At 45.0% G+C, this 21,454-nt stretch carries 13 protein-coding genes and 1 pseudogene (1 of these 14 cut by a window edge); 1 reads left to right on the top strand and 13 read right to left on the bottom strand.

Annotation, left to right across the window (positions count from 1 at the left end; translation table 11 throughout):
• Positions 1-149 precede the first annotated feature (149 nt).
• The 12 genes from F3741_03030 to F3741_02975 form a co-directional block, all read right to left on the bottom strand.
• On the bottom strand, positions 150-644 hold the full coding sequence (locus F3741_03030) for an NADH-quinone oxidoreductase subunit I (protein MZG29772.1): 495 nt from the start codon (positions 642-644) through the stop codon (positions 150-152).
• A gap of 11 nt (positions 645-655) precedes the next feature.
• The gene (gene nuoH / locus F3741_03025; GenBank protein MZG29771.1) at positions 656-1,660 is read right to left on the bottom strand and encodes an NADH-quinone oxidoreductase subunit NuoH; all 1,005 of its coding nucleotides are present in this window, start codon (positions 1,658-1,660) and stop codon (positions 656-658) included.
• Between the two features lie 91 nt (positions 1,661-1,751).
• On the bottom strand, positions 1,752-4,256 hold the full coding sequence (locus F3741_03020; protein MZG29770.1) for a molybdopterin-dependent oxidoreductase: 2,505 nt from the start codon (positions 4,254-4,256) through the stop codon (positions 1,752-1,754).
• A 7-nt stretch (positions 4,257-4,263) separates the two neighbouring features.
• Positions 4,264-5,520, bottom strand: coding sequence for an NADH-quinone oxidoreductase subunit NuoF (gene nuoF, locus F3741_03015; protein ID MZG29769.1), 1,257 nt, complete (start codon positions 5,518-5,520; stop codon positions 4,264-4,266).
• 3 nt (positions 5,521-5,523) lie between these two features.
• A complete protein-coding gene (locus F3741_03010) occupies positions 5,524-6,000 on the bottom strand; it encodes an NAD(P)H-dependent oxidoreductase subunit E (GenBank protein ID MZG29768.1) in 477 nt (158 codons plus the stop codon).
• A gap of 89 nt (positions 6,001-6,089) precedes the next feature.
• Positions 6,090-7,289, bottom strand: coding sequence for an NADH dehydrogenase (quinone) subunit D (gene nuoD / locus F3741_03005; GenBank protein MZG29767.1), 1,200 nt, complete (start codon positions 7,287-7,289; stop codon positions 6,090-6,092).
• Positions 7,290-7,297: 8 nt separating this feature from the next.
• Entirely contained in the window at positions 7,298-7,828 is a 531-nt protein-coding gene (locus tag F3741_03000; protein ID MZG29766.1) for an NADH-quinone oxidoreductase subunit C, read from the bottom strand.
• Positions 7,825-8,409, bottom strand: coding sequence for an NADH-quinone oxidoreductase subunit B (locus F3741_02995; protein MZG29765.1), 585 nt, complete (start codon positions 8,407-8,409; stop codon positions 7,825-7,827). Before F3741_02995 ends, F3741_03000 begins: the two co-directional genes overlap by 4 nt.
• On the bottom strand, positions 8,400-8,753 hold the full coding sequence (locus tag F3741_02990) for an NADH-quinone oxidoreductase subunit A (GenBank protein MZG29764.1): 354 nt from the start codon (positions 8,751-8,753) through the stop codon (positions 8,400-8,402). Before F3741_02990 ends, F3741_02995 begins: the two co-directional genes overlap by 10 nt.
• A 574-nt stretch (positions 8,754-9,327) precedes the next feature.
• Complete coding sequence (locus F3741_02985; protein MZG29763.1) at positions 9,328-10,665, bottom strand: hypothetical protein; 1,338 nt, start codon at positions 10,663-10,665, stop codon at positions 9,328-9,330.
• Positions 10,666-10,865: 200 nt separating this feature from the next.
• Positions 10,866-13,157, bottom strand: coding sequence for a hypothetical protein (locus tag F3741_02980; protein MZG29762.1), 2,292 nt, complete (start codon positions 13,155-13,157; stop codon positions 10,866-10,868).
• Entirely contained in the window at positions 13,154-13,918 is a 765-nt protein-coding gene (locus tag F3741_02975) for a DUF4159 domain-containing protein (GenBank protein ID MZG29761.1), read from the bottom strand. The genes F3741_02980 and F3741_02975 overlap by 4 nt, the downstream gene beginning before the upstream one ends.
• 253 nt (positions 13,919-14,171) lie before the next feature.
• On the opposite strand from F3741_02975, the gene F3741_02970 reads away from it, so the two are divergent.
• A complete protein-coding gene (locus tag F3741_02970) occupies positions 14,172-15,254 on the top strand; it encodes a 2-aminoethylphosphonate aminotransferase (protein MZG29760.1) in 1,083 nt (360 codons plus the stop codon).
• A gap of 106 nt (positions 15,255-15,360) precedes the next feature.
• On the opposite strand, the pseudogene F3741_02965 reads toward F3741_02970, so the two are convergent.
• A pseudogene (locus tag F3741_02965) lies at positions 15,361-21,454 on the bottom strand (CHAT domain-containing protein); it runs 1,592 nt beyond the window's last position.

Below are 21,454 nucleotides of genomic sequence, written 5' to 3'. Positions count from 1 at the left end.
CAACCAGGCGCCAATAAACAACAGCCCCAATATTAAACACCAACATTTCAAGCGTAGAAAAAAAACTCATCACAAGCGGACTTTTAAATCAACACAGCAAACTTATAGCATTCATATGCTGTTGACCACTTGCACACCCCTTACGCCTGTTACTTTTCAACCCGCTCGGTATTACCGAGAACATTCACACGAAACTGGTTCGGCTCCGGGTAAACCAGAAGATCACTTTTCTCGGCGATATAATTGTCGCGATCATAATCAGCCAGCTCATAATGCTCGCGCAATACCACCGCATCAACCGGGCATGCCTCCTCGCAATAGCCGCAGTAAATGCACCGTAGCAGGTTAATCTCATATACCTCTGCGTACCGCTCACCCTTGGAAACAGGATTATCAGGGTCGTTCTCCGCCGCAACAACATGAATACAACCAACCGGGCAATTGATAGAGCATAAAGAACATCCCACACACCGTTCCAACCCATCCTCATCACGGTTCAGGAAGTGCCTGCCGCGATAACGCTTCGGCATGGTTCGCTTGACTTCCGGGTACTGCAGTGTAACCGGGGTACTCAGCATATTCTTGAACGTTACCCCCATACCTATTAAAAGGTTTTTTATTCCATCAATAGTTGCCTGCAACATAACCTATCCCCTCAGGGAAACCAGATCACTTTTACCGCACCTGTGATCATAAGATTCAACAAACATAATGGCAGAAGAACTTTCCAACCAAACGTCATGAGACGATCATAACGAATACGGGGAAATGTTGACCGCAGCCATATGAAAACACACAACAAAACAGCAACCTTGCCTGCAAATGCCAAAATCGGCCAAACAGGCAAGCCGTAAGCATTCCATCCACCTAGAAATAAAATTGTCACCAACGCGCTCATGGTCACCATGTTGATGTATTCACCCATGAAGAACATGGCAAACTTCATTCCCGTATATTCTGTATGAAAACCGGCAACCAGTTCCTGCTCGGCTTCAGGCAGGTCGAAAGGCGCGCGATTGGTTTCAGCAATACCAGCCACAAAAAACAACAGGAAAGCCAAGGGCTGAACAAGAATAAACGGATAGGTGTCCTGTGCCCTGACCATATCAACCAGACTCAAGGAGCCTGTAAGCACAATGATGCTTAACGCCGAGAGCCCCAGCGTCAACTCATAACTGATCATCTGAGCAGAAGAACGTAAACCGCCCATCAACGAATATTTATTATTCGACGACAATCCGGCAATAACCATTCCATAAATGCCCATTCCTGAAATCGCGAAAACAAACAAGATTCCACTGTTCACATTGGCTCCCCACAACTCAATGCTCTGACCGAACACCTCGAATGGCTCACCAAAAGGAATCACCGCAAACCCAGCAATAGCGGTAACCACCACCACAGCTGGAGCAAGGTGAAATAAAAATTTATCCGCAGAAGTTTGAATGATGGATTCCTTGAACAACAATTTCACAGTATCCGCCATCGGCTGGCCAAAACCGAAAGGCCCAACCCGGTTCGGTCCAAGTCTCACCTGAAACCTGCCCATCAAGCGCCGTTCCAGCCATACCAGCGCAGGAACAACAGACATAACACCCACCGCGATAGCCACTGCCTTCACACTGCCCACTATCAAGGGAATGTTCTCGTCCAGGAACATGACAATGAAGTCCCAGGTAAGATTTAATATTTCATTTATCCAGTCCAAACTTCAGAAACTCCAAAAACATTTAATGTTTAACAAATAACAACTAAACTTTTCTGACCTCCACCCATGCAGGGCCACCATCACTACCGACCAAAGCATTCACTCCCTGCCAGTCTGAAACCGCGGGCACCACAACACCACCCGGTCGACAACGGTTGCTGACACTCGCTGTGGCTTCAAGCGTTACATCTTCGACAGATAGAAGAACCGTATCCCCTTCTTTAATGGCTAACCTGTCAGCATCTTCCGCGTTTAAATGTGCCACAGAAGTTAAAAACTGATGCGACAGTTTAGAAGAAGAATCCAGGATTTTGTCATGTGCAAACAGGAGTTTGGCGACTCGAAGCCGCAGGTTTCCATTTCCGCCTGCACCATTATTCTGATCAGCAATTGTCTCATCAGAAGAAGAGATTGATTCGCGGGAGCAACCGGTTTTGCCAATCGATCTTCTGCTTACACCCTGGTAACCCGGAACCTTCCGGGAAATCTCCGCTGTCACATCCAAAGCTTTCTGATAACCCGTTTCATCGCCCAGAACGTTGAGCATGAGACTGATGATTTTCCAATCCGGAGCGTGAGTTGCTTCTAACGCGGATTTCCTTGCCTGAACACGCCCTCCAATATTGGTAGTCGTGCCCTCATCATAGCCCGGCCCACTGGACGGCAAAACAAGGTGGGCAAGCTCTGTCGTTTCCGTTTCCAGCATGTCGTGCACAACAAGAAGGTCCAGCTTTCTTAAAGCCTTCTCAACTTGAGATCCTCCAGGAAAGTCTATTAATGGGTTTGAACGATGAACCAGCAAAGCTTTCAGTTCTCCTTTTTCAGCCCGGGCAATCATTTCCAGCGCTGAGTTGCCACTTTCAACCGGAGCATCTTCTCCCCAAAGTTTTTTTATCTCCTCCTGATCATTCATCGACAAGCCACCAGGATAAAAATCAGGAAGCACTCCCATATCCATTGCCCCTAACGCATTGGTCGCAGGAGCCGCGGGGATAGCGCCACATTCCATAGTCGGAACCCTGGCAATAATTTTCAGCAGACGCTTGACCCTTGATACCGCATCCCCAGATAGAGCCGAAGGATTATAGATCACACAAATTTTCATGCTTGACCTTACCGTCTCGACCAGCCTCTTCATGTCCTCGGCAGAAATCCCCGTATCCTTCAAATCTATACCTTGAGCGGGAGCAGGCTCTCCCAGCTCCTGAGCGAGACCATTTGCCAAAGCATCAACTGCCAGGGATTCAGACCCCACCTTGTAATGCACCGATTGTGAAGAGTAACGATCCAGTGCAGTTTTCTGATCATTCAAGCTCACCAACCGGGTTCCACAATGGGTCACTGCTTTTTTGATTCTAAGATCGACAATGGGAAGTTCTTCTGTTGGATCACTGGCAATCAACAACACCACGTTGGAAGTTTCGATCTGCTCAATGTCGTAATGATCAATAGGAAGCCCAGGCGTATCTTTGTAAGACTTGTGGTCTATATTGTTCGACCCGAGTCCCTGACGGAACATTTTCTGGTAAAGATAGTTTTCCTCATTGGTTCCATAAGGAGAGCCTATGAAGCCAACACTTTCAGGACCATGCGCTTCGACAATCTTTTTAAAGGCCTCGGCCACCTTGCCAGCCGCATCCTCAATAGTACAATTATGCGGAAATACGGGAAAAGAAGTTGGCTTTCCGCCTCCTGCATTATTTTCCCTGGCACTGGTTATTTTATTTTTGCTGTGAACAAACTGGTGACCCCATCGACCCTTATCACAAATCCAACCGTCGTCCACAGCATCGTTAGGTCTCGCTTCAACACGCATGAGCTCATTTAAACGGGTGCCCATTGTAATATTGCAATTACAACCACAATTGGCGCAAAGCGATTCAACATTCGACAAATCCCATGTTCTGGCCTTAAAACGGAAGTCTGTATTTGTCAACGCGCCAACGGGACAAATATCAATAACATTTCCTGAGAATCGATTATCATAGGGTTCATTATTAAATGTGCCGACTTCATTATGGAAACCGCGGTTCAACATGACCAGTCCGCGGTCCTGTTCAATCCGCTCACTATAAGCCGTGCACCTTTGACAGGCAATGCACCGTTCCCGGTCAATGGTGATCACCGGGCTGAGAGGAGTGGCCTTGGCATTATTATGCCTGTGGAATTCCATACGTGTATCAGGGGGGCCATACTTGAAGGTGTTATCCTGCAAGGGACATTCGCCGCCCTTGTCACAGACCGGGCAGTCCAGAGGGTGGTTGAGCAAAGTGAACTCCAAGACACCCTTCTGTGCTTTTTCCACCTTGTCAGTGGTGGTTTTGACAACCATATCCGGCATGACATCCATCGTGCAGGCAGTCATCAGTTTCGGCATCTTCTCAACTTCCACAAGACACATTCTGCAACAGCCAAGCGGACCTATCTTTTCGTGATAACAGAAAACAGGGATTTCAACATCTACCTGCTTTGCCGCATCCACCACCTTGGTACCTTTAGGAACCGTGACCGACTTTCCGTCAATTGTTAATGTTACCTCTTCAGACATAATCCCCTCATACCGAGCCTACCGGCGCGTTTTTAAAATACTCTTCATACTCAGATCGAAAATACTTGATACTGCTCACAACAGGAGCCACACAAGCATCTGCAAGCGGACAAAACGTCTTGAATGCCATGTTGTCACAAATATCTTCCAGCTTATTGATGTGTTCCAGTTGTCCTCTGTTCTGCAAAATACGTTCAACAATTTGATGGAGCCATCGGGTCCCTTCTCTGCATGGGGTGCATTTGCCACACGATTCGTGCATATAAAAACTGATCAAACGCAGGGTACTCTCAACAATATTGGCTTTATTATCGATAACGATCAACGCTCCCGAACCCAACATACTGCCCGCTGTTGCAAGGGACTCATAGTCATAACCAACGTCAACCTTATCTGCAGGAAGCATTGGAACCGATGAACCGCCAGGTATGAATGCTTTCAGTTCATTGTCATCACGAATTCCACCAGCCAGATCATAAATGATTTCCCGGGTCGAAGTACCAAGCACCACTTCATAGTTAGCCGGTCGCTTTACATGCCCGGACACACTGACCAGCTTGGTGCCCTTGCTCTTTTCGGTTCCCATTGAGGCATATTTCTCTGCGCCTTCGTCGACGATATAAGGAACAGCACAAAGTGTTTCGACATTATTAATAACTGTTGGCTTGGCATATAACCCCTCAACAGCGGGAAAAGGAGGCTTCATTCTCGGTTCACCCCGACCCCCTTCAAGGGAATTGAGCAGAGCAGACTCCTCGCCGCAAATATAGGCACCGGCACCAAGGTGAGTGTGGATATCCAGATTGAATCCGGTTCCCATAATATTTTTACCCAGATAGCCTTTGGCCCGCGCCTCTTCAAGCGCCTTGTCCATGATAAAACTCAGGTCGCTGAACTCTCCCCGCATATAAATGTACCCGGTCTCAATCTGACAAGCGTAGGAACAAACGATCATTCCCTCTATCAACAGATGCGGGTTCTTGAGCAGAAGCTCCCGGTCCTTACATGTCCCCGGTTCGGATTCATCGGCGTTGCAGCAAAGATAACGGGGGAACACATCCTTCGCGAGAAAACTCCATTTTAATCCTGTCGGGAAACCAGCACCTCCACGGCCCCTCAAACCCGATTCCTTGACCGCCTCAACAATCTCTTCCGGTTTTTTCGCAAAAGCTTTTTTCAGGGATTGGTAACCGCCCTGCTCTTCATAGACCTTCATCGTATGAAGGTCTTTCATATTTATATTTTTAAATAGAATCTGTGTCATTGTTCATTCCAAAGAATCAAGAATCTGGTCGATACGCTGCTCCGTCAAATCTCCATAAAAAGTATCATTGACTCGCATCATCGGAGCGTTGGTGCAGTCCGCCAGGCATTCTTCCCGAAGCAGAGAGAATTTTTCGTCTGGCGTTGTTTCGCCAACCTCAATATTCAGTTTTTTCGCCGTATACTCGAGCAACTTATCGCAACCGTTCAACTGGCAACTGATGTTGATGCAGAACAGGATAATGTATTTGCCCATCTTCCTGGTGTGGTACATCGTGTAAAACGACATGACTGATTGAACGTAGGCTGGCGAACAATCCAGCTTCTGACTGATAGCCACCATGGCCTCCGGTGAAACCACTCTTTCAGCGCGCTGCACAAGAGTCAGCAAAGGCAGCATTGCCGATTTTTTAAAAGGATATTTAGCTAAAATGCTTTCAATTTCCTTTTCCTGCTCTTCTGAAAATGTAAAACCAGACATTAATGAATTTTCCCTTATTACTTAAAAAACAGCCATGACTTATCATTGAAACCGCCAACCCAACAGCAATGGCTCTTTAAGCCGAGTGTTTAGCGGTCGACTTCTCCCATTACAATATCAATACTGCCGATAATGCCTACCACATCAGCGATATAACATCCCTCCATCATTTTGCACATACCAGGAATCGCCATAAACGAAGGCGCGCGAAGCTTGACTCGATAAGGAACGTTCGTGCCATCACTTACGATATAAAATCCTACTTCTCCTCTCGCCCCTTCAATAGGGACATAAGTTTCGCCCTTTGGAACACTGATCCCCTCAGACACCAGTTTAAAATGGTGAATCAACGCTTCCATGCTGGTATGCAAAGTATCCCGCGGTGGGAGAGAAACTTTATTGTCTGGTGATTTATAATCGCCTGCTGGAAGCTTTTCCATGGCCTGCTTGATGATGGCCCGGCTCTGCCTCATTTCTTCAATCCGTACGCGGTAGCGGTCATAGATATCCCCGTTATTCTGAATGGGTATGTCAAAACTGTAATTGTCATATCCACTATAAGGATGCGCCTTGCGAATATCCCAGTTCACTCCAGAGGCTCTCAGTGCCGGCCCACTCAAACTCCAGTTGACTGCATCTTCTCTTGAGAAAGCACCAACACCTTGGGTCCGGTCCAACCAGATCGGGTTTTTCGTTAACAACCTTTCATACTCATCCACCTTGGCAGGAAAATAATCAATAAAGTCCCGAATACCATCCAACCATGGGCGGGTGGCGTCTTTCGCCACTCCCCCGACACGAATATAGCTGGTCATCATACGTACGCCGGAAACCTCTTCATTAAGGTCAAGGATCATTTCTCTCTCGCGCCAGCAATACAGAAAAACTGTCATGGCACCAATATCCAAAGCATGTGTTCCCAGCCATACCAGATGGCTTGCGATGCGTGACAACTCGCACATAATGACCCGAAGCGCCTGAGCCCGTTCGGGAATCTCAACGCCCAGAAGTTTTTCTGTCGACAGGCAGAAGGCCAGGTTATTACCGGGTGGATTAAGATAATCCAGACGGTCTGTCATCGGAATGACGTGAACGTATCTTTTATTCTCGCAGGTTTTTTCGATTCCAGTATGAAGGTATCCAATTTCAGGTTCAGCGGTTTTTACCACTTCACCATCCATTTCAAGAATAACGCGGAAGACCCCATGGGTACTCGGGTGCTGCGGACCCATATTAAGGGTCATAGTGTCTTTATCGCGCTCAAGCAGTCCTTGTTCAGTTACACTCACGGGTTATCCTAACGAGTCGGTGGTTTTGATTTGACCAGGTCACTTTTAAAATCCCTGTTATGCGAAAAAGCAACGGTCTCAGTGGTTAATGGATAATCTTTTCTAAGCGGGTAGCCTGACCATTCTTTAGGCATGATCAGTCTTTCATTTTTTGGATGCCCCTCAATATGAATTCCAAACATATCGAACAGTTCCTGCTCGGGGTACAAGGCACCCTTCCAGATTTCAGACACAGTAGGGACAGAAGGGTTTTCTTCTTCAATCCCTACACGGACACGAATAGAATGTTGATGATCGATAGAGTAGAGCAGGTAAACAGCTTCGAAGCGAGGTTCCCGTTCTTCATTGAGGTAATCCACCCCGCACACGTCTGTCAAATAGTCAAATTTAAGGGAAGGGTCATCCTTAAGAAAACCCGCAACCTCTTGCAGTTTTTCAGGTGCAACAAAAATAACGGCGTCGCCCTGAGGCAGTGCCGTATCTTGTATCGCTTCGGGAAGGCTGGCCTTCACTTTCTCGACGATTTCCTCGCTCGTCATGCCACCCTCTTTTTGGCCTTGTCGGTGCCCGCTTCCGTCATGATCTTTTCCTGAAGTTTGATCACACCATAAAGCAAAGCTTCAGGACCAGGCGGACATCCGGGAACATAAACGTCCACCGGCACAACACGGTCTACCCCTTGAACAATGGAGTAGTTATTGAACACTCCTCCGCAGGAAGCACAAGCTCCCATGGAAATCACCCATTTCGGCTCGGGCATCTGGTCATAAATCTGTTTAAGAATAGGCGCCATCTTCTGCGAGACCCGCCCTGAAACTATCATCAGATCTGCCTGACGTGGTGAAGCCCGGAAAACCTCAGCTCCAAAACGTGCCGCATCCCAACGCGAGTTTGCCATGGCCATCATCTCAATGGCACAACAGGCCAGCCCGAAAGTCGCAGGCCACAAAGCATTTTTCTGTGCCCAGCCGACAACCTTGCCAAGCTTGGTCGTCAATACCGTGTCATACAAAGACCCTGCGTATTCGTAGTCCAGCGCCTCAATCGTATCCTGGACATTTAATTTAAGATTATTAACTTCTTCTTCAAAGATTTCTGCCGCGTCTTCGATCAATCCCATTCCAAACCTCCCCGTCCCCAAATATAGACGTATGCGATTCCAAGAATGACTATGAAAATGGCCATTTCCACCAATCCGAACAGTCCAAGTTCACCCAATGCCACCGCCCAAGGGTACATGAACACCACCTCCACATCAAAGATGATGAAAAGCATGGCAATGGTGGCAAACCGCACCGGATAGCGTCCTTTGGCCTCTTCGGTCGGGATTATACCACACTCATATGGGAGCATTTTTTGGGTGCTTGGGTTGCGCGGACCCAGTATTGTAGACAGTGCCAGCAAGGCACCCACCACCACAAGGGCAACCACCAAGAATAATGAAATGTAGAAATATTCAGCCATTTAATATTTTTCGAACCTATAAGGTTAAATCGGGTTCGTTTCCTCTTATATAAGCAACACTCCAGAACACTTGCGGGAAAACCCAAAATCCCGTTTAACCATAACAGGTTAGCACCATCACAAAAGATCGGGAATGCAAGCCACTGGAGTCGGGATTATATCAGTCTACCTTACCCTGTCAATAATTGATTTACCGATGGATACCAGCATTATCCCGAATAGCATAAAATCCGGAAACCTTTTAAATTAAAAGAGTTACCGAGGCAACAAAAATGGTGAGTTTGCGGTGAATGGGCACTATAGCCGGCGAAGCCTTGACACATTGCCTGCAAGGTCATTCGCTTTGAGATAAGGGAAATGTTTGATCTTCCCCTTAGTCAAAGAGGGAGAAAAACACGAGATGCTTTGACATGTTCAGCATGACATGGAAATTATAAAACCCTCCTCACCTTAATCCTAGTCCTCCGGGGCACGAAGGCTTAGGAAAAATATCACGTCTACATCAAGGGAGAGGAAACTAAAATTCCTTCTCCCCTGGATGGAGAAGTTTAGGATGAGAGGGAACCAGAAATTTTTAAGAATACTCTATGTGAAGGCGGTAGATGAGCCCGCTTGGGTTATCGCCGGGGTCTTTGGCTTCAGGCTGTGCGTAACTGATCAGTTCGAAAGTAATGGTATTTTCCCCGGGCTGAACAAACTGATCGATGTCGATCAAAAATGGATCGGGATATTCCGCCCCACCATATTCCTGTTTAAGGCTAACGTTATTTACTGAGATATGACAGGTGTCATCCGAACGCAAAAGAATGTCCGCCTGACGGATAGCACTAAGGTTATTGATGGGAAGATCAAAATTGATACGGAATTTATGCTGACTCCCGGTTTTAGCTTCTTCCAATGTCACTGTTTCACGAATCCATACCCACTGGCTTCCTTTGATAGCTCTCCAGCCGCTACCCATCTGGCAAATGGATGCCTTGTTCCAAGTCTCCGTGCTGGTTTCGTAATACTCAGTTTCACTACCGCTCGCCAGGACCAAAGTTTTACTCTTTGCGGCAACAGGGTCGGCCGCATCCATATCCACAGCAGTGCTGTTCTCCCACATGATTTCGTTCATCTCTTTCCAGTAATCGAACATGCCATTCTTTTTATTGACCACCACCATGCTCGGCCTGGGTGTATTGCGGCCAAGATAAGGACCAATGTCGGCCACGATCACTCCTGAAGAACGTTCCGGATCGATCGACACAAAAGAATGTGAAGGTATGCTGGAATAACTATGGACAATCAGACTGCCCTTGTTTCCAGAAGGAATTTCCTGCTGAATTTCATCGTGAAGTTTCTGCAATAGAAGCAGAGAGGTTTTTATTTCGTTCAAAAAAGTATGTTTGCCTCCACCCTGCCTGGTGATCAACTCGACCACAGGAGAATTCGGGTCCATAAGCAACAAGCGGATTTTCATACCACTCAACACTTTTTCCTTGATCAATTCCCGGCTCGCAGTCGAGATGGACAACAATGATGAGCCTCCAATAAAAATTTCTTCTTTAACTTTTTTGAACAACTCCTCGAATGAAGTAGCCTGGGCAAGTTCAGAACGGTTTTTATAAATCCCTTTTATTCCCAGCCGAATTGCATCGGGATTAACAATTTCTTCCAATGCTTCCTTGTATTCGTTGAAAGTCAATTCCCTTAAAAAGATTTCGTACCCTAGCGAGATCACACCGATCAAGGAAATCAACAATGCGAATTCCCGAACCGGGTGGAGCCAGATGCTATGCTGATCAAAGATTTTTTCAGAACCGATATAAGCTCCGGCCCCGATCACAAAGATAATCACAGCCAGGAATACGATGCGGTCACGCACCCATTCGCGAATATTCACTCCACTTTTTTCCTGAGGTGTTGACATAATTTCAAATATTGACCGGGTCACACCCGGTGGGAAAAGGCTAAACGCCTTCAGAGAAAACCATAAAGGAAGAGCATAATAAAACCAGAATTACAATGGCCTTGATATTACAGGATAAAATGTTGTTGCACAATGTAATCTTCATCCTATAAATACTGCATTAATTTAGTTCAACATCAGGGAAATCGCCGAAACGCAGCTTAACTCAACCCAGACTTACGTCGCAGGAACCAGTCCGTAACCAGGCAACCAACCATAAGTCCGTAGGCCCACCAGTTATCCCACAGAGAAAATAAACGGCTATGACTTTTAACCTTGATATCAGGATTAGCAAACTGAAAACTCCCAAGATCATCATTACCCGTTAGCAGATAGTGGGTGCCGCCGCTGGTTTCAGAAATTCTTTTCAACAGGTATTCATTGACAAGAGGTTTTTCAAATTCTGCGGTATCCTTTAACACCGAGAACATGATCTCTTCTGCCAGGGTTTCTCCCTCAAGCTCAGCCTTTATCCGTGCTGTATAAAACCCATCCCCATCAGGAAGAAAAGGAAAGACCCCTTCTCCCTGCTCATCAGTTTTCAAATCGATCGCAGGTCCGGGTTCTTTTTTGAGCGATTTCAAAGTCAATTGCACCTTCGTATCGACAGAAGGCTGATAATTTTTTTTCAGCAGTTTGAACTTTATCAAAGCCTGCTCATCTTCCCGATACTGTTCCTTATCAGACTCCAATTGAAGTCTTCGTGTTTCAGGTTCAGCAATCAACCAGTCAATAACATTATTCCAAAATCTCTGAAAATACCTGCCACTACCGCCACCGCCAACATTCCTGAAGTTCCAGTTCCAAACCGAGTCTGTAGCCAACAACGCGGTTCTGCCCTGCCCAAACTCTCCAGCAACCAAAAGCGGAGTTGTAGATTCCTTTGCATACCTGAGCAGAACATGGGCATTCTTTTCTGGATGCAAACCCATATTGACTCCCTGAAGAGGCGGAAGGGACTGCCAGGCCTTATGATTGAGATCAGGGTCTTTCTCCAGGCGCAAAACAGGGTGCCGGGAATAATCCTCATTCAAAGCAGGTTGAAAAGCCTCACCCACAAAAGGCTTATTGATCTCTTTAAAGCTCACCGGCAAGATTTCTTCAATCGGTGTCCGCGAATAACCACCACCCTGAAACGAGAGTTCTCCGCCAATCATTAAGAAAGCACCTCCGTTTTTGACATACTTTCTGATATTGCCCAGGTATTTCTTGTCAATAAAAGGATCGTATTTGAAGTTCTGGAAAATAATCAGGTCAAAAGAGCTCAGGTAATTGTCAAACAACAAGTTTGACGGAAAAGGAATCAGGCTGAGCTCAGTCGTTGGCGCCTCCACATCGTCTCCAAGGTTTCTGAGAATAAAAAACGACAGCAAGTCCACTTTAGGATTATGTGCGAGAACCTCACGAAGATACCTTGAGTCCCACGAAGGCCGGCCATTGAGATGCAATACCCTGATCCTGTCCCGAACAACATTGACCTCGAACTCTTGTTCATTATTAGCGAGGATGAACTCCCCGGCAAACCTGGGCAGGATAAGCGAATATATTTTCTTGCCGGAACTTTGAGGAATAAACTCCATCTCAACTTCATATCGCTTTGTACCTTCTCTGACTTCAACAACCTTTGAAACCAGAATATTTTCACCCTCCTTTAAAACCAGGGGAATGTTTCGGTTCCCCATCGATGAGGAAAACACAGTGAGAGAAACCCTGATAGGTTGTTGAACAAAACCAAAATCTGACGCAGAAACCGATTCGACAGCCAAATCTTTAAAACCTTTGTTGTTCCCAGCCTGCAGTGTATGAACCGGACCAGCCAAAGCCTTAACCTTTTCCATCAATCCCTTTGAAAATTCATCAGGCTCCTGGGTCAAGTCTGCTCCATCCGAAAACAAAAGGGTACCCTGGAGCAATGTATCCGGATAACGCTCTGCCAACTTTTCAAACACCTGTGACAAATTGGTATAGGATCTTTGCGGTTGATAAACCTTATCAACCGCTCCTGACGCAACCTTTTCGAGATCATCAGAAACAAAATAATAATCAAGGTTAAATTCCTCTTCCAATTTTTCCAAATAAGCTGAATTGGCCTTTAGAGCCGTTTTTATCAGATCAATTCTTTTAGACTCACCCGTTTGGATGGAAAGACTTTTACTGTTATCGAGCAAAATCGCTATTGAGTTTTTAAGATGGTGGCTTTTACGAAACTCCAATTCAGGCTTCAGCAGGATCAACAACAAAATCATGAATGCCGCCAGGCGCAATCCGAATAGAAGCAATTTTCTGTAACTGGAACTAATCCGGTTTAAACTGGTCCAAAAAAACCACAGGGCAATGGGAACACCAATACCCAGCAATACAAAAATCAATACAGGATTTTCAGGCGACCAATGTATTTGCCATTGGTTATACACATCAGGATCAACGCCCAGTAATTTTGCCAGCCAGTTCATTTAGGGTTATACCTACGCAAACGTTCAAGAATAATAGGCAGATGCACCATGTCTTTTTTGTAGTCCAGGGTCAGGGCATACATAATAATATTGACACCCAGTCGAATAGAGAGTTGTCTCTGCCTGTACCCACCCGCGATCACATCGTAATTCCAGTGCCCCAACTTATTGCGTGACCATGCCCCACCCTGGTCATTAGAGCTGTAAATCAAAACAGTTCTTCCTTTAATTGAGATTCCTTCTAAATAGGGTTTGATAATGGATCGACCCGATACCGTATTGAGCAGATAAAAAGAACGAAATATAGAATGGTCACGATTAATTTTTCTAAGAGGGTTATGCGGAAACAGCGCTGATATCATTTTTCGCACCGAAGTGTCAAACTCCGAATTGTCTTGCGCTGAATTGTCATCGATGAAAAGAAAACCTCCATAACTCAAATAGTTTCGTAAAACCTTCAGGTCTTTTTCAGGAAACAATTCGAATTTTTCATCGCCACCCATATAAATAAACGGGTGACGAAACAATTCAGGATCTGAGATATTTAATTCTACCGGTTCCCGGTTGACTTCAATGGATGTTCGGCGGGTGATTTGAGCAAGCAAACTTCGCAAAGCTTCTGGCCTGGGGTTATCATTTCCACCCCGGTACTTGATCCGGGGAAGGGTCAGACTGGAATATCCCGCCCTCGCCGGGCTTATATTTTCTTCCCATGTGATAAACAACAGGGCAAGAATAATTATCGTGAGAAATTTTCGCATTATTAAGGGAACCACTACTATTTCGATGATTCTACTTTGTGGCAACTCGCGGCCTTTTATTTCATAAGGGTCGCTCATGGCCAAAGGCAAAATTTAGAGGCACCCTTAAAGTTTAAATCAGGTTGGGTGCTGATAGCAATGGATCAAAAAACTTGCATGATTTTCTTTTTAAGAATATTTCTTTTTGTAGGTCAATGTCCACTAAGGTAAACTTAAGTTCACCCTGATTACCAACCTTAAAAATATAAAACTTATGCCTCGAACAGTTTTGCTCAATCCGGGCCCTGTAAATGTGACCGACAGGGTCCGCCAATCATTATTGCTCCCTGATTTGTGCCACCGGGAAAAAGAATTTTCGGATCTCATGGCAGCGATCCGCTCAAAATTACTCAAGGCATTTGACATCGAGGGTGAGTACACTTCCGTCCTGATTTCGGGATCAGGAACAGCCGCATTGGAAATGGCGGTCTCTTCCTCTCTGAGTCCAGGCAAATCAATGCTGGTCATCTCAAACGGTGTGTACGGTGAACGGATCAGTAAAATATGTGAAATTTACAAGTTCAACCAACACACCATAAAGTTGAAATGGGGGGAACCACCCGGTTTGGAAGATATAGAAGATAAGTTAAAACAAAACCCGGACATAGAAGTTGTTTCAATCGTGCATCACGAAACCACAACCGGACTTTTAAACCCTTTGGAAAAAGTTGGAGAAATTGCCCAGCGTTACAACAAGGTCCTTTTAGTAGACTGCATCAGCAGTCTGGCGGGAGACAAAATTGACTTCAGTTCCTGCCCCATAGATATTGCGGTGGGAACAGCCAACAAGTGCGTGCAGGGTTTTCCCGGTGCGTCTTTTGTCCTGTTCAGAAAAAAAGAGTTACCACGCCTGCTTAAAGTTCCTGAGAGATCACTTTATTTCAACCTGACTGGCTACCATAAAGCCCAGGAAAAAGGTGGAATGTTGTTCACTCCAGCTATCCCGGCCCATTATGCGTTGGATGTGGCACTAGATGAACTGATAGAAGAAACTGTTGCAGGCAGGGTGCAACGCTATGCCGATGCCGCAAAGTTTTTGCGAACTGGATTTGAAGAAATCGGTCTGGATTTTATAATCCCGGAGGGGTGGATGAGCAATTGCCTAACTAGCCTTCGCCTGCCCCAGGGTATAAGTTATGAAAAACTTCATGACGAATTGAAAGCTAACGGGTTCGTCATCTATGCCGGGCAGGGTCAACTCAGTGACAACATCTTCCGCGTAGCAAATATTGGGGATATCACCAATGAGGAACTAAATAGGTTTCTAAAAGCCTTAAAGCTCACTTGTGAAGCTTAAAAAAGAGCTTGAAGAAAAAATTGGATGTCGAGTTTTGGGGGTGTTCAATTAAATCAGAACCACTAAGTAATTGCTCATCCATGTTATTTCTGGTTACACAAGCCGACTACCTATAGTCCCCAGTCAGGTTGAACCCCGCCCAATATGATGGGTGTGGATAAAGGCGTTTGGTGAGAAGTTGGGCTTTTCTCAGGCTTTCAGCCTTATTTTCTTTGCCATAATTCCGGTAGAAATGTTTGATCAAAACAGCTGTAGAAATATCACTCACCCTCCACAAGGAGGAAAGAATTGAGTGTGTGCCTGCATAGATAAAAGCCCGGTTGAGTCCAACCAGTTCATCACCTCCAACGATATCCCCCAATCCAGTTTGGCACGCACTCAGAGTTACTATATCTGCTTTAATATCAAGCCCAAAAACTTCATTAACTTCGAAATTGCCATCGTCTGTCGCGGAACGCGCCAGCTTCAATGAAGAAAACAGAGGGTTAATCGGATCGAATTCGCCATGCGAAGCAATATGTATTACCTGGTACTCACTTATATGCTCATGCAGCCAGCTTTCAGTAGCTTTCTCGCGCGTAAAAATATCCACAGTGGGGAAATCCCATTTGATAGCGTTGGCCTCCATTTCCGCCAAAGGCAGGTCATAATTAAAATCCCCAAGGTCCGGGTTCCCCAACGCCAGCACTTTTATATCCCCGCTCCGTTTTGCCGACTCCTTAAATGTATACTGCATAACCGAAGCGCTCGGAGAATAAAACAACGGGTACTTTTCAATCAAATAGCCCTTTTCATCCCTTAAAGAAGAAAAGGAAATATAATGCAGGTGCCCATGAGGAACGACCCCTAAAGTTCTCTTTCCTTTTATAAAAGCTTCCAAAGGTTTAATGAGTATTGAATGCAATTGTTTTGACTGTTCTTCAATGGGTGCCAGTTTTTGAATACGCTCACGATAATCGGCTATCAATCCATTCAATTTTTTCTCTTCATACGGGACCCGGGCAACTTCTATACTGTTTTTTGTAACCACCCAGGCTACCAGTTCATTTTTTGTCAGCAGGTATTCGATCAACGCTACCGAATCTTCCAATAAAGCCTGAAGACGTTTAAGACTTATTGCATCAACCGTGACAAAACTGGAAATTTCCGGACTCTGTTCTTTAGCATTAATCAACAAGTCCTGATATCCTTTCCTGGCCTTCACAAGCTCTTCTGCCAGTTGTTTGATATCTTTTTCACTGCTGCTGCTACGAGCAACAGCCAGGGACTCTTCAGTTTTCCGGATTTTCTGCTTTTGCTGTTTCAAAGCTTCATACAATTTCCGGCTGATATCATCTTTTAAGCTGATTTTCTGGTTTCCTAACAGGTCAATGAAACTTCTGGATTTAGCTCGTTCCGCGTATTGAAAAGATTCTTCGATCTTGCCCGTATTTAAAAGCAAGAGGACCAGTTCTTTGTAAACATCCTGTTTGTCGGTCAGGAATCCGTTCTGGAACTCCTCGACTTTGATGGCTGAACGCAATGCATCCACAAGGGATACTGCTTTTTTATATGATTCTACCGCTTGTTCATTTTTCCCCAGTTGAATAAACGCAAACCCTTCCCCTCGTAATGCTCTCCATGAAACCTCTTTAATATTTATATCCTCAGAAAGCTCATAAGTTTTTCTGAAAGAAGAAATAGCCAGGTCCCATTGTTTTCGTTCCAATGCCAGATTACCCAATTCCAGCAATGCCTTAACCATATTCGTTCGGTTTCCAATATCGCGACTTAGCTTAACAGCCCTTATAAGATGTTCTTCCGCAGTTTCCAACTGCCCCATACGCAACAAACTCATCCCCATATTCCGATGTGTATAGCCCTGCCCCCATTTTGATTTTAATTGTTCATCACGTTTCAAAGCCTTTTTGAAAAACTCTATGGATTCGGGATACCTTTTTTCTTTTCTATGAACCAACCCGATATTGTTGTATGCCGTGGCAACATCCAAAACAGAATGAGACACCTCGGCCAATTTCAGACTCTGACTCAGGTTTTCCAAAGCCCGTTTCGGGTCGTTGAGGGTCCAGTGAATCAAACCAAGAGTGTTTAAGATAAAAGCCTGCTGAAGCTTGTCGCCCTGTTTTCGGGCAATTTCCAGTGACTGCCTTTGAAATCGAAAAGCCTGTTGATAATTCCCCTGAAACCAGTGAGAGTTGGCCTGATATAAAAAGGATTTAGCAAGAGCCGGCATCAGCCCGGCTTCTTCCGCCATGGATTGGGCCCGGCCATATAATTTTAGAGCCTGCTCAAAATCAGCCTCCTTTTCAGCCACCAGGCCTAGCTCTAAAAGGGATTCCACTTGCTGGTCAACCTGCTCCAGTTCGGTAAACAATTCGTAGGCCTGGTTAAAATATTTCCGGGCATCATTAAAGCGGTTAAGGCGAAGATAATAAATTCGGCCAATGCGGCGTAGTTCACGACCTCGGTTCAGGTCTTCTCCTATTTCCTCATTGATGGCCAGGGAAGCGTTGAATGCCTTAAGGGCATTATCATAGTCCAGAGCATTCTCTTCAACGATTCCCAGAGTGCTGTAGTTTTCAGCTAAACGGTCGAGGATTTCATATTCCTCAAAAATTTTAAGCGCCTCTTTTAAATGTTTAACTGATAAAGAAAAATTCTCTACGCGAGAATATAAAATTCCAAGAAAATAAAGTGCCTCCGCAAGTATTTCAGGATCATCTTCTGAGTGCGGCAATACCTGCTTTTGATAGAGTATGGCCTTGGAATAATCCTTTGAGTTATAGGCCGCCTGTGCCAGCGTTTTATAAATATTACCCGCAGATTTTTTTTCTGAAAGAAACGGTTGCAACACCAACGCCTTTTCCAGATGGTCTATAGCCACCAGCCAGTTTTTTTCTTTATAAGCGGATGCACCTTTCACCAAATTGGCTTGAAAATGATTCTGGGCAAAAGCATTCTTCTCCTCATCGCTCATTCCTTGAAAACCAAAATAGCGATATTGTGCCCATCCGAAATCATCTGGATACTTTTTCGCAAGTTGCCTTTGCCCATTTCGTAATACCTCGGCAGGGTTTCCCGTGCGCAAATTTTTCAACATGTGCCCCATCAACTCATCATGGATTTTTTCTCCCGGCCTTCCTGAATGAAGTAACGCACCGGGAAAACCTTTGAAGGTAACTCCTTCTACAAGCATACTGGTTGCTGAGAGTGACAGGAATGGATCAAACTCATGTTCAATATCTGCCAGCATCATCAAATTAGATTCAAAAGGGTTTTGATAAAGCGCCGACAAAGGGATCCTTTGGAACTTGTTGGGCTGCCGGGTCAGAGTGAGATAAGACGAATCAGGGTCAAGTCGGTTAACATGTACGGGGCTATCTATCTGCACCACTCCAAAGTTTCCCCAGTTCTTCAAAAAGTTTTTCCGGTCGGCTTGCTCGCCGTGCAGACTTAAAACAGTGGAAAAACCGGATTCACTGTTTTCATGGAGTTGGTCACCAAGGACAAGAAGACGGGAATTATAAAGGTTCTTTAGTTTAATAGAACGCTGCCATTGCGACAGAGAAGAAACAAATGTTAATGCTGAAGTTTCTATCAAGGGCTTTCCCTCCAGTTTCATAGCGGCCCAGGGCAAGAACTCCAACCTTCCATCTGCGATCAAAACTATAGATGTCAGCCCTTCACCCAACTCCCCTGTGAGCGGAGATAAAAGCAAATTCGAAAGACTTTCAATTCTTTCCTCCGTCACTTCACCATCCGAAGAAATCAAGTCCAATAACTTGCGTTCTCCAATAATTTTTTTACCCCTGATTTTACCGGACCGGACCCACCAAACCAGAATTTCATTGTGGACCCGCTTGAGTTTCAGCAACAAAGTGTTTTGTAATGCGAGCTGCAAGGATTCAAGAGAGGGGACTTTTGGAGAAACCCATCCAACGAGGTCAGGGTCATCCTCGCTAGCCAGCTCAAGGAACTCCCGATACTCATCTAACAGAGCATCCACATCTTCTTCGGGTATCGATTTTAATTGAGAGGAATAAGCAACGATTTCATCATAATATGCCTGCCTGTCTTCATTGGTAAATTTTAGCGGAGGTGCCAGGGCCTGCAAGACCTGCATCTTACCTTTTTCAGAAAACATGAGTGCTTTAGAATATTCCTCCTGCTCAAACAAAATAGAAACAAGATCATCATAAAGCTGCTCGACCAAAGCCAGTTGTGAACGATCCAACCAGCCATAAGGCAGTCGACTTAACTCCTGTTCGGCTTCTATCAAAAGCGCAAGACGCTCAGGACCGTCGGCTTTTCCTGCCCTGGAATAAACAGATTGCCAGCGATCCTTAAGGGAAACGTTTTGACGGTCAGTTTTTATCCCCGCGAGGTAACGAGTCCACTGCAAATTCTGCCATACCGCCTGATTCCCCTTGCCAGCTTTTTCCCCATAATCCAAAGCGATTTCAAAATTACGCATGGATTTCTGAATACTTTGCCATTGCTTATTTAATCCAATCAGGTTCGCTTTAAATATGTCATTTAAATTTTTTGACTTTGAGGTTTGCTCCTCACTGATCAGATGAAAACCCTCCATATGACGAAGAATTCCCAAATAATTATGTAAAACCATTAAAGATTCAGAATCAGAAAAAGACTCATCTACAGCCTTCGCGCTGACCTCCAATATTTCAATAGACTTAAAAATATCTCCTTTTAATGATTGCAAAGGCCTGGAAGAACTTAGAGCAAGAATTATTCGGCCTATGTTTATCGCATTGACCATCATTCCACGTCGATTATTGAGTTTCCTGGACAGGTCAAAAGATTTTTCAAAGAAACTCCTGCTCGACTCATACTCAGAGGACTGAAAATAATAATTTCCGATTTGATTTAACAAAAGTGCTTTTTCAAGCAATACCGGAATGTTGGACTCCACCTCCAGACCAGAAGGAATTAACGCCAGTTTCTTATTAAAATATTCTATAGCCTTCTTATACTGACCAAAGTCTCCATATATTTTTCCTATATAATGGAAGATGAGTTTCTCTTCTCCGACCTTGTCAAAACCATAAGCCGCCGAAGAAATATCCTCTCCAATCCCAGCTTCTATGTTCACATCAATTAAGGCACTGGATTTCTTCTTCCTGCTTTCAGCGCCAAGTTTATCCAGCTTTTCAACTGCCTGAAAATAATGATTGAGAGCACGGGCCATTTCCTCTGAGTCACGTTCCTTCTGATTCCCAGAGTAAATATTATTTGCAATATTCCGAAGCGTCCTTGAAATAGATTTTTCATTACCCATCTGACGGTTTAATTCAAGGGTTTTGGTAAAATGTTCCACCGCCAGCGCATAGTTCCCATGATCCTGATAGGCAAGACCGATACGATCGTGCAATTCCGCCATTCGGCTCAACGCATCCTTTTTTTGATAAATCTTCAGAGCTTTTTTAAACTGCGCAACTGCAACTTCAGCATTATCTGACTTGAATGCCGCCGTACCAAACCGTTGTCGATAAACAGCCTCTCGATCTGAGTCAAGAAAAGACACCCCACTTTGTTCGCGTTTTTTATAGTAGTGAAAGGCTGACAACGGGTTATTTAAAAGATAGTTCCCATTTCCTAAATTAAGAAGGAGGTCTGCTTCGTTTCTGGAGTCGTTAGCATTAAGTGCCAATGCAATCTGATATTCATGCAGGGCTTTTTCCAAAAATCCCTTCCCCGATCTCTCTTTCTGTTCGTAGATCCAACCCAATGTCTGGTGGTAATAAACTTCCTGAGAGTTTTGCGCCAGAGCTTTTCCAATTTCCAATTCGGCTTCGTCTAAAGCGGGAGGGTTAAGATAAGTGAGGGCCAGCCCAAGCGCATAATGTTCAACCGCAGAGCCCCGTCGGGTCTTCAATCGATTCCGGTAAAACCCCACTTCATTTTTCCCTAAAGCCGCTGAAGCCTGCAGGTATCCCCTGTGCGCTTTCACCGTTTCAGGATATTCTTCGAGCAACTTTAGAAATGTTTTTCGTGCCAGTTTCACCTCACCGACACGCAATTCCCAATCACCTTTCTCCAGAGTTTTGTTTATCAGGCCTTTTCGAGCCGTCTCAACATAGGGTGACAGAGCCCTGGAATTATTAGATATTTCACGGTATATACTCAGACTCTGTTCAAAGTTTTCTTCTTCCGCATAAATGCGGGCCAGAGCAAAACGA

It is taken from the genome of Nitrospinota bacterium (genome assembly GCA_009873635.1).
Taxonomy (GTDB): Bacteria; Nitrospinota; Nitrospinia; order Nitrospinales; family VA-1; genus LS-NOB.
This window is presented reverse-complemented; position numbering and strand designations above follow the sequence as displayed.

What these genes read in the sequence shown, in the direction of transcription:
- F3741_03030 (MZG29772.1), bottom strand. Translation starts at nt 644, where the DNA reads ATGTTGCAGGCAACTATTGATGGAATAAAAAACCTTTTAATAGGTATG.
- nuoH (MZG29771.1), bottom strand. Translation starts at nt 1,660, where the DNA reads ATGTTCCTGGACGAGAACATTCCCTTGATAGTGGGCAGTGTGAAGGCA.
- F3741_03020 (MZG29770.1), bottom strand. Translation starts at nt 4,256, where the DNA reads ATGTCTGAAGAGGTAACATTAACAATTGACGGAAAGTCGGTCACGGTT.
- nuoF (MZG29769.1), bottom strand. Translation starts at nt 5,520, where the DNA reads ATGACACAGATTCTATTTAAAAATATAAATATGAAAGACCTTCATACG.
- F3741_03010 (MZG29768.1), bottom strand. Translation starts at nt 6,000, where the DNA reads ATGTCTGGTTTTACATTTTCAGAAGAGCAGGAAAAGGAAATTGAAAGC.
- F3741_03000 (MZG29766.1), bottom strand. Translation starts at nt 7,828, where the DNA reads ATGACGAGCGAGGAAATCGTCGAGAAAGTGAAGGCCAGCCTTCCCGAA.
- F3741_02995 (MZG29765.1), bottom strand. Translation starts at nt 8,409, where the DNA reads ATGGGATTGATCGAAGACGCGGCAGAAATCTTTGAAGAAGAAGTTAAT.
- F3741_02990 (MZG29764.1), bottom strand. Translation starts at nt 8,753, where the DNA reads ATGGCTGAATATTTCTACATTTCATTATTCTTGGTGGTTGCCCTTGTG.
- F3741_02985 (MZG29763.1), bottom strand. Translation starts at nt 10,665, where the DNA reads ATGTCAACACCTCAGGAAAAAAGTGGAGTGAATATTCGCGAATGGGTG.
- F3741_02980 (MZG29762.1), bottom strand. Translation starts at nt 13,157, where the DNA reads ATGAACTGGCTGGCAAAATTACTGGGCGTTGATCCTGATGTGTATAAC.
- F3741_02975 (MZG29761.1), bottom strand. Translation starts at nt 13,918, where the DNA reads ATGCGAAAATTTCTCACGATAATTATTCTTGCCCTGTTGTTTATCACA.
- F3741_02970 (MZG29760.1), top strand. Translation starts at nt 14,172, where the DNA reads ATGCCTCGAACAGTTTTGCTCAATCCGGGCCCTGTAAATGTGACCGAC.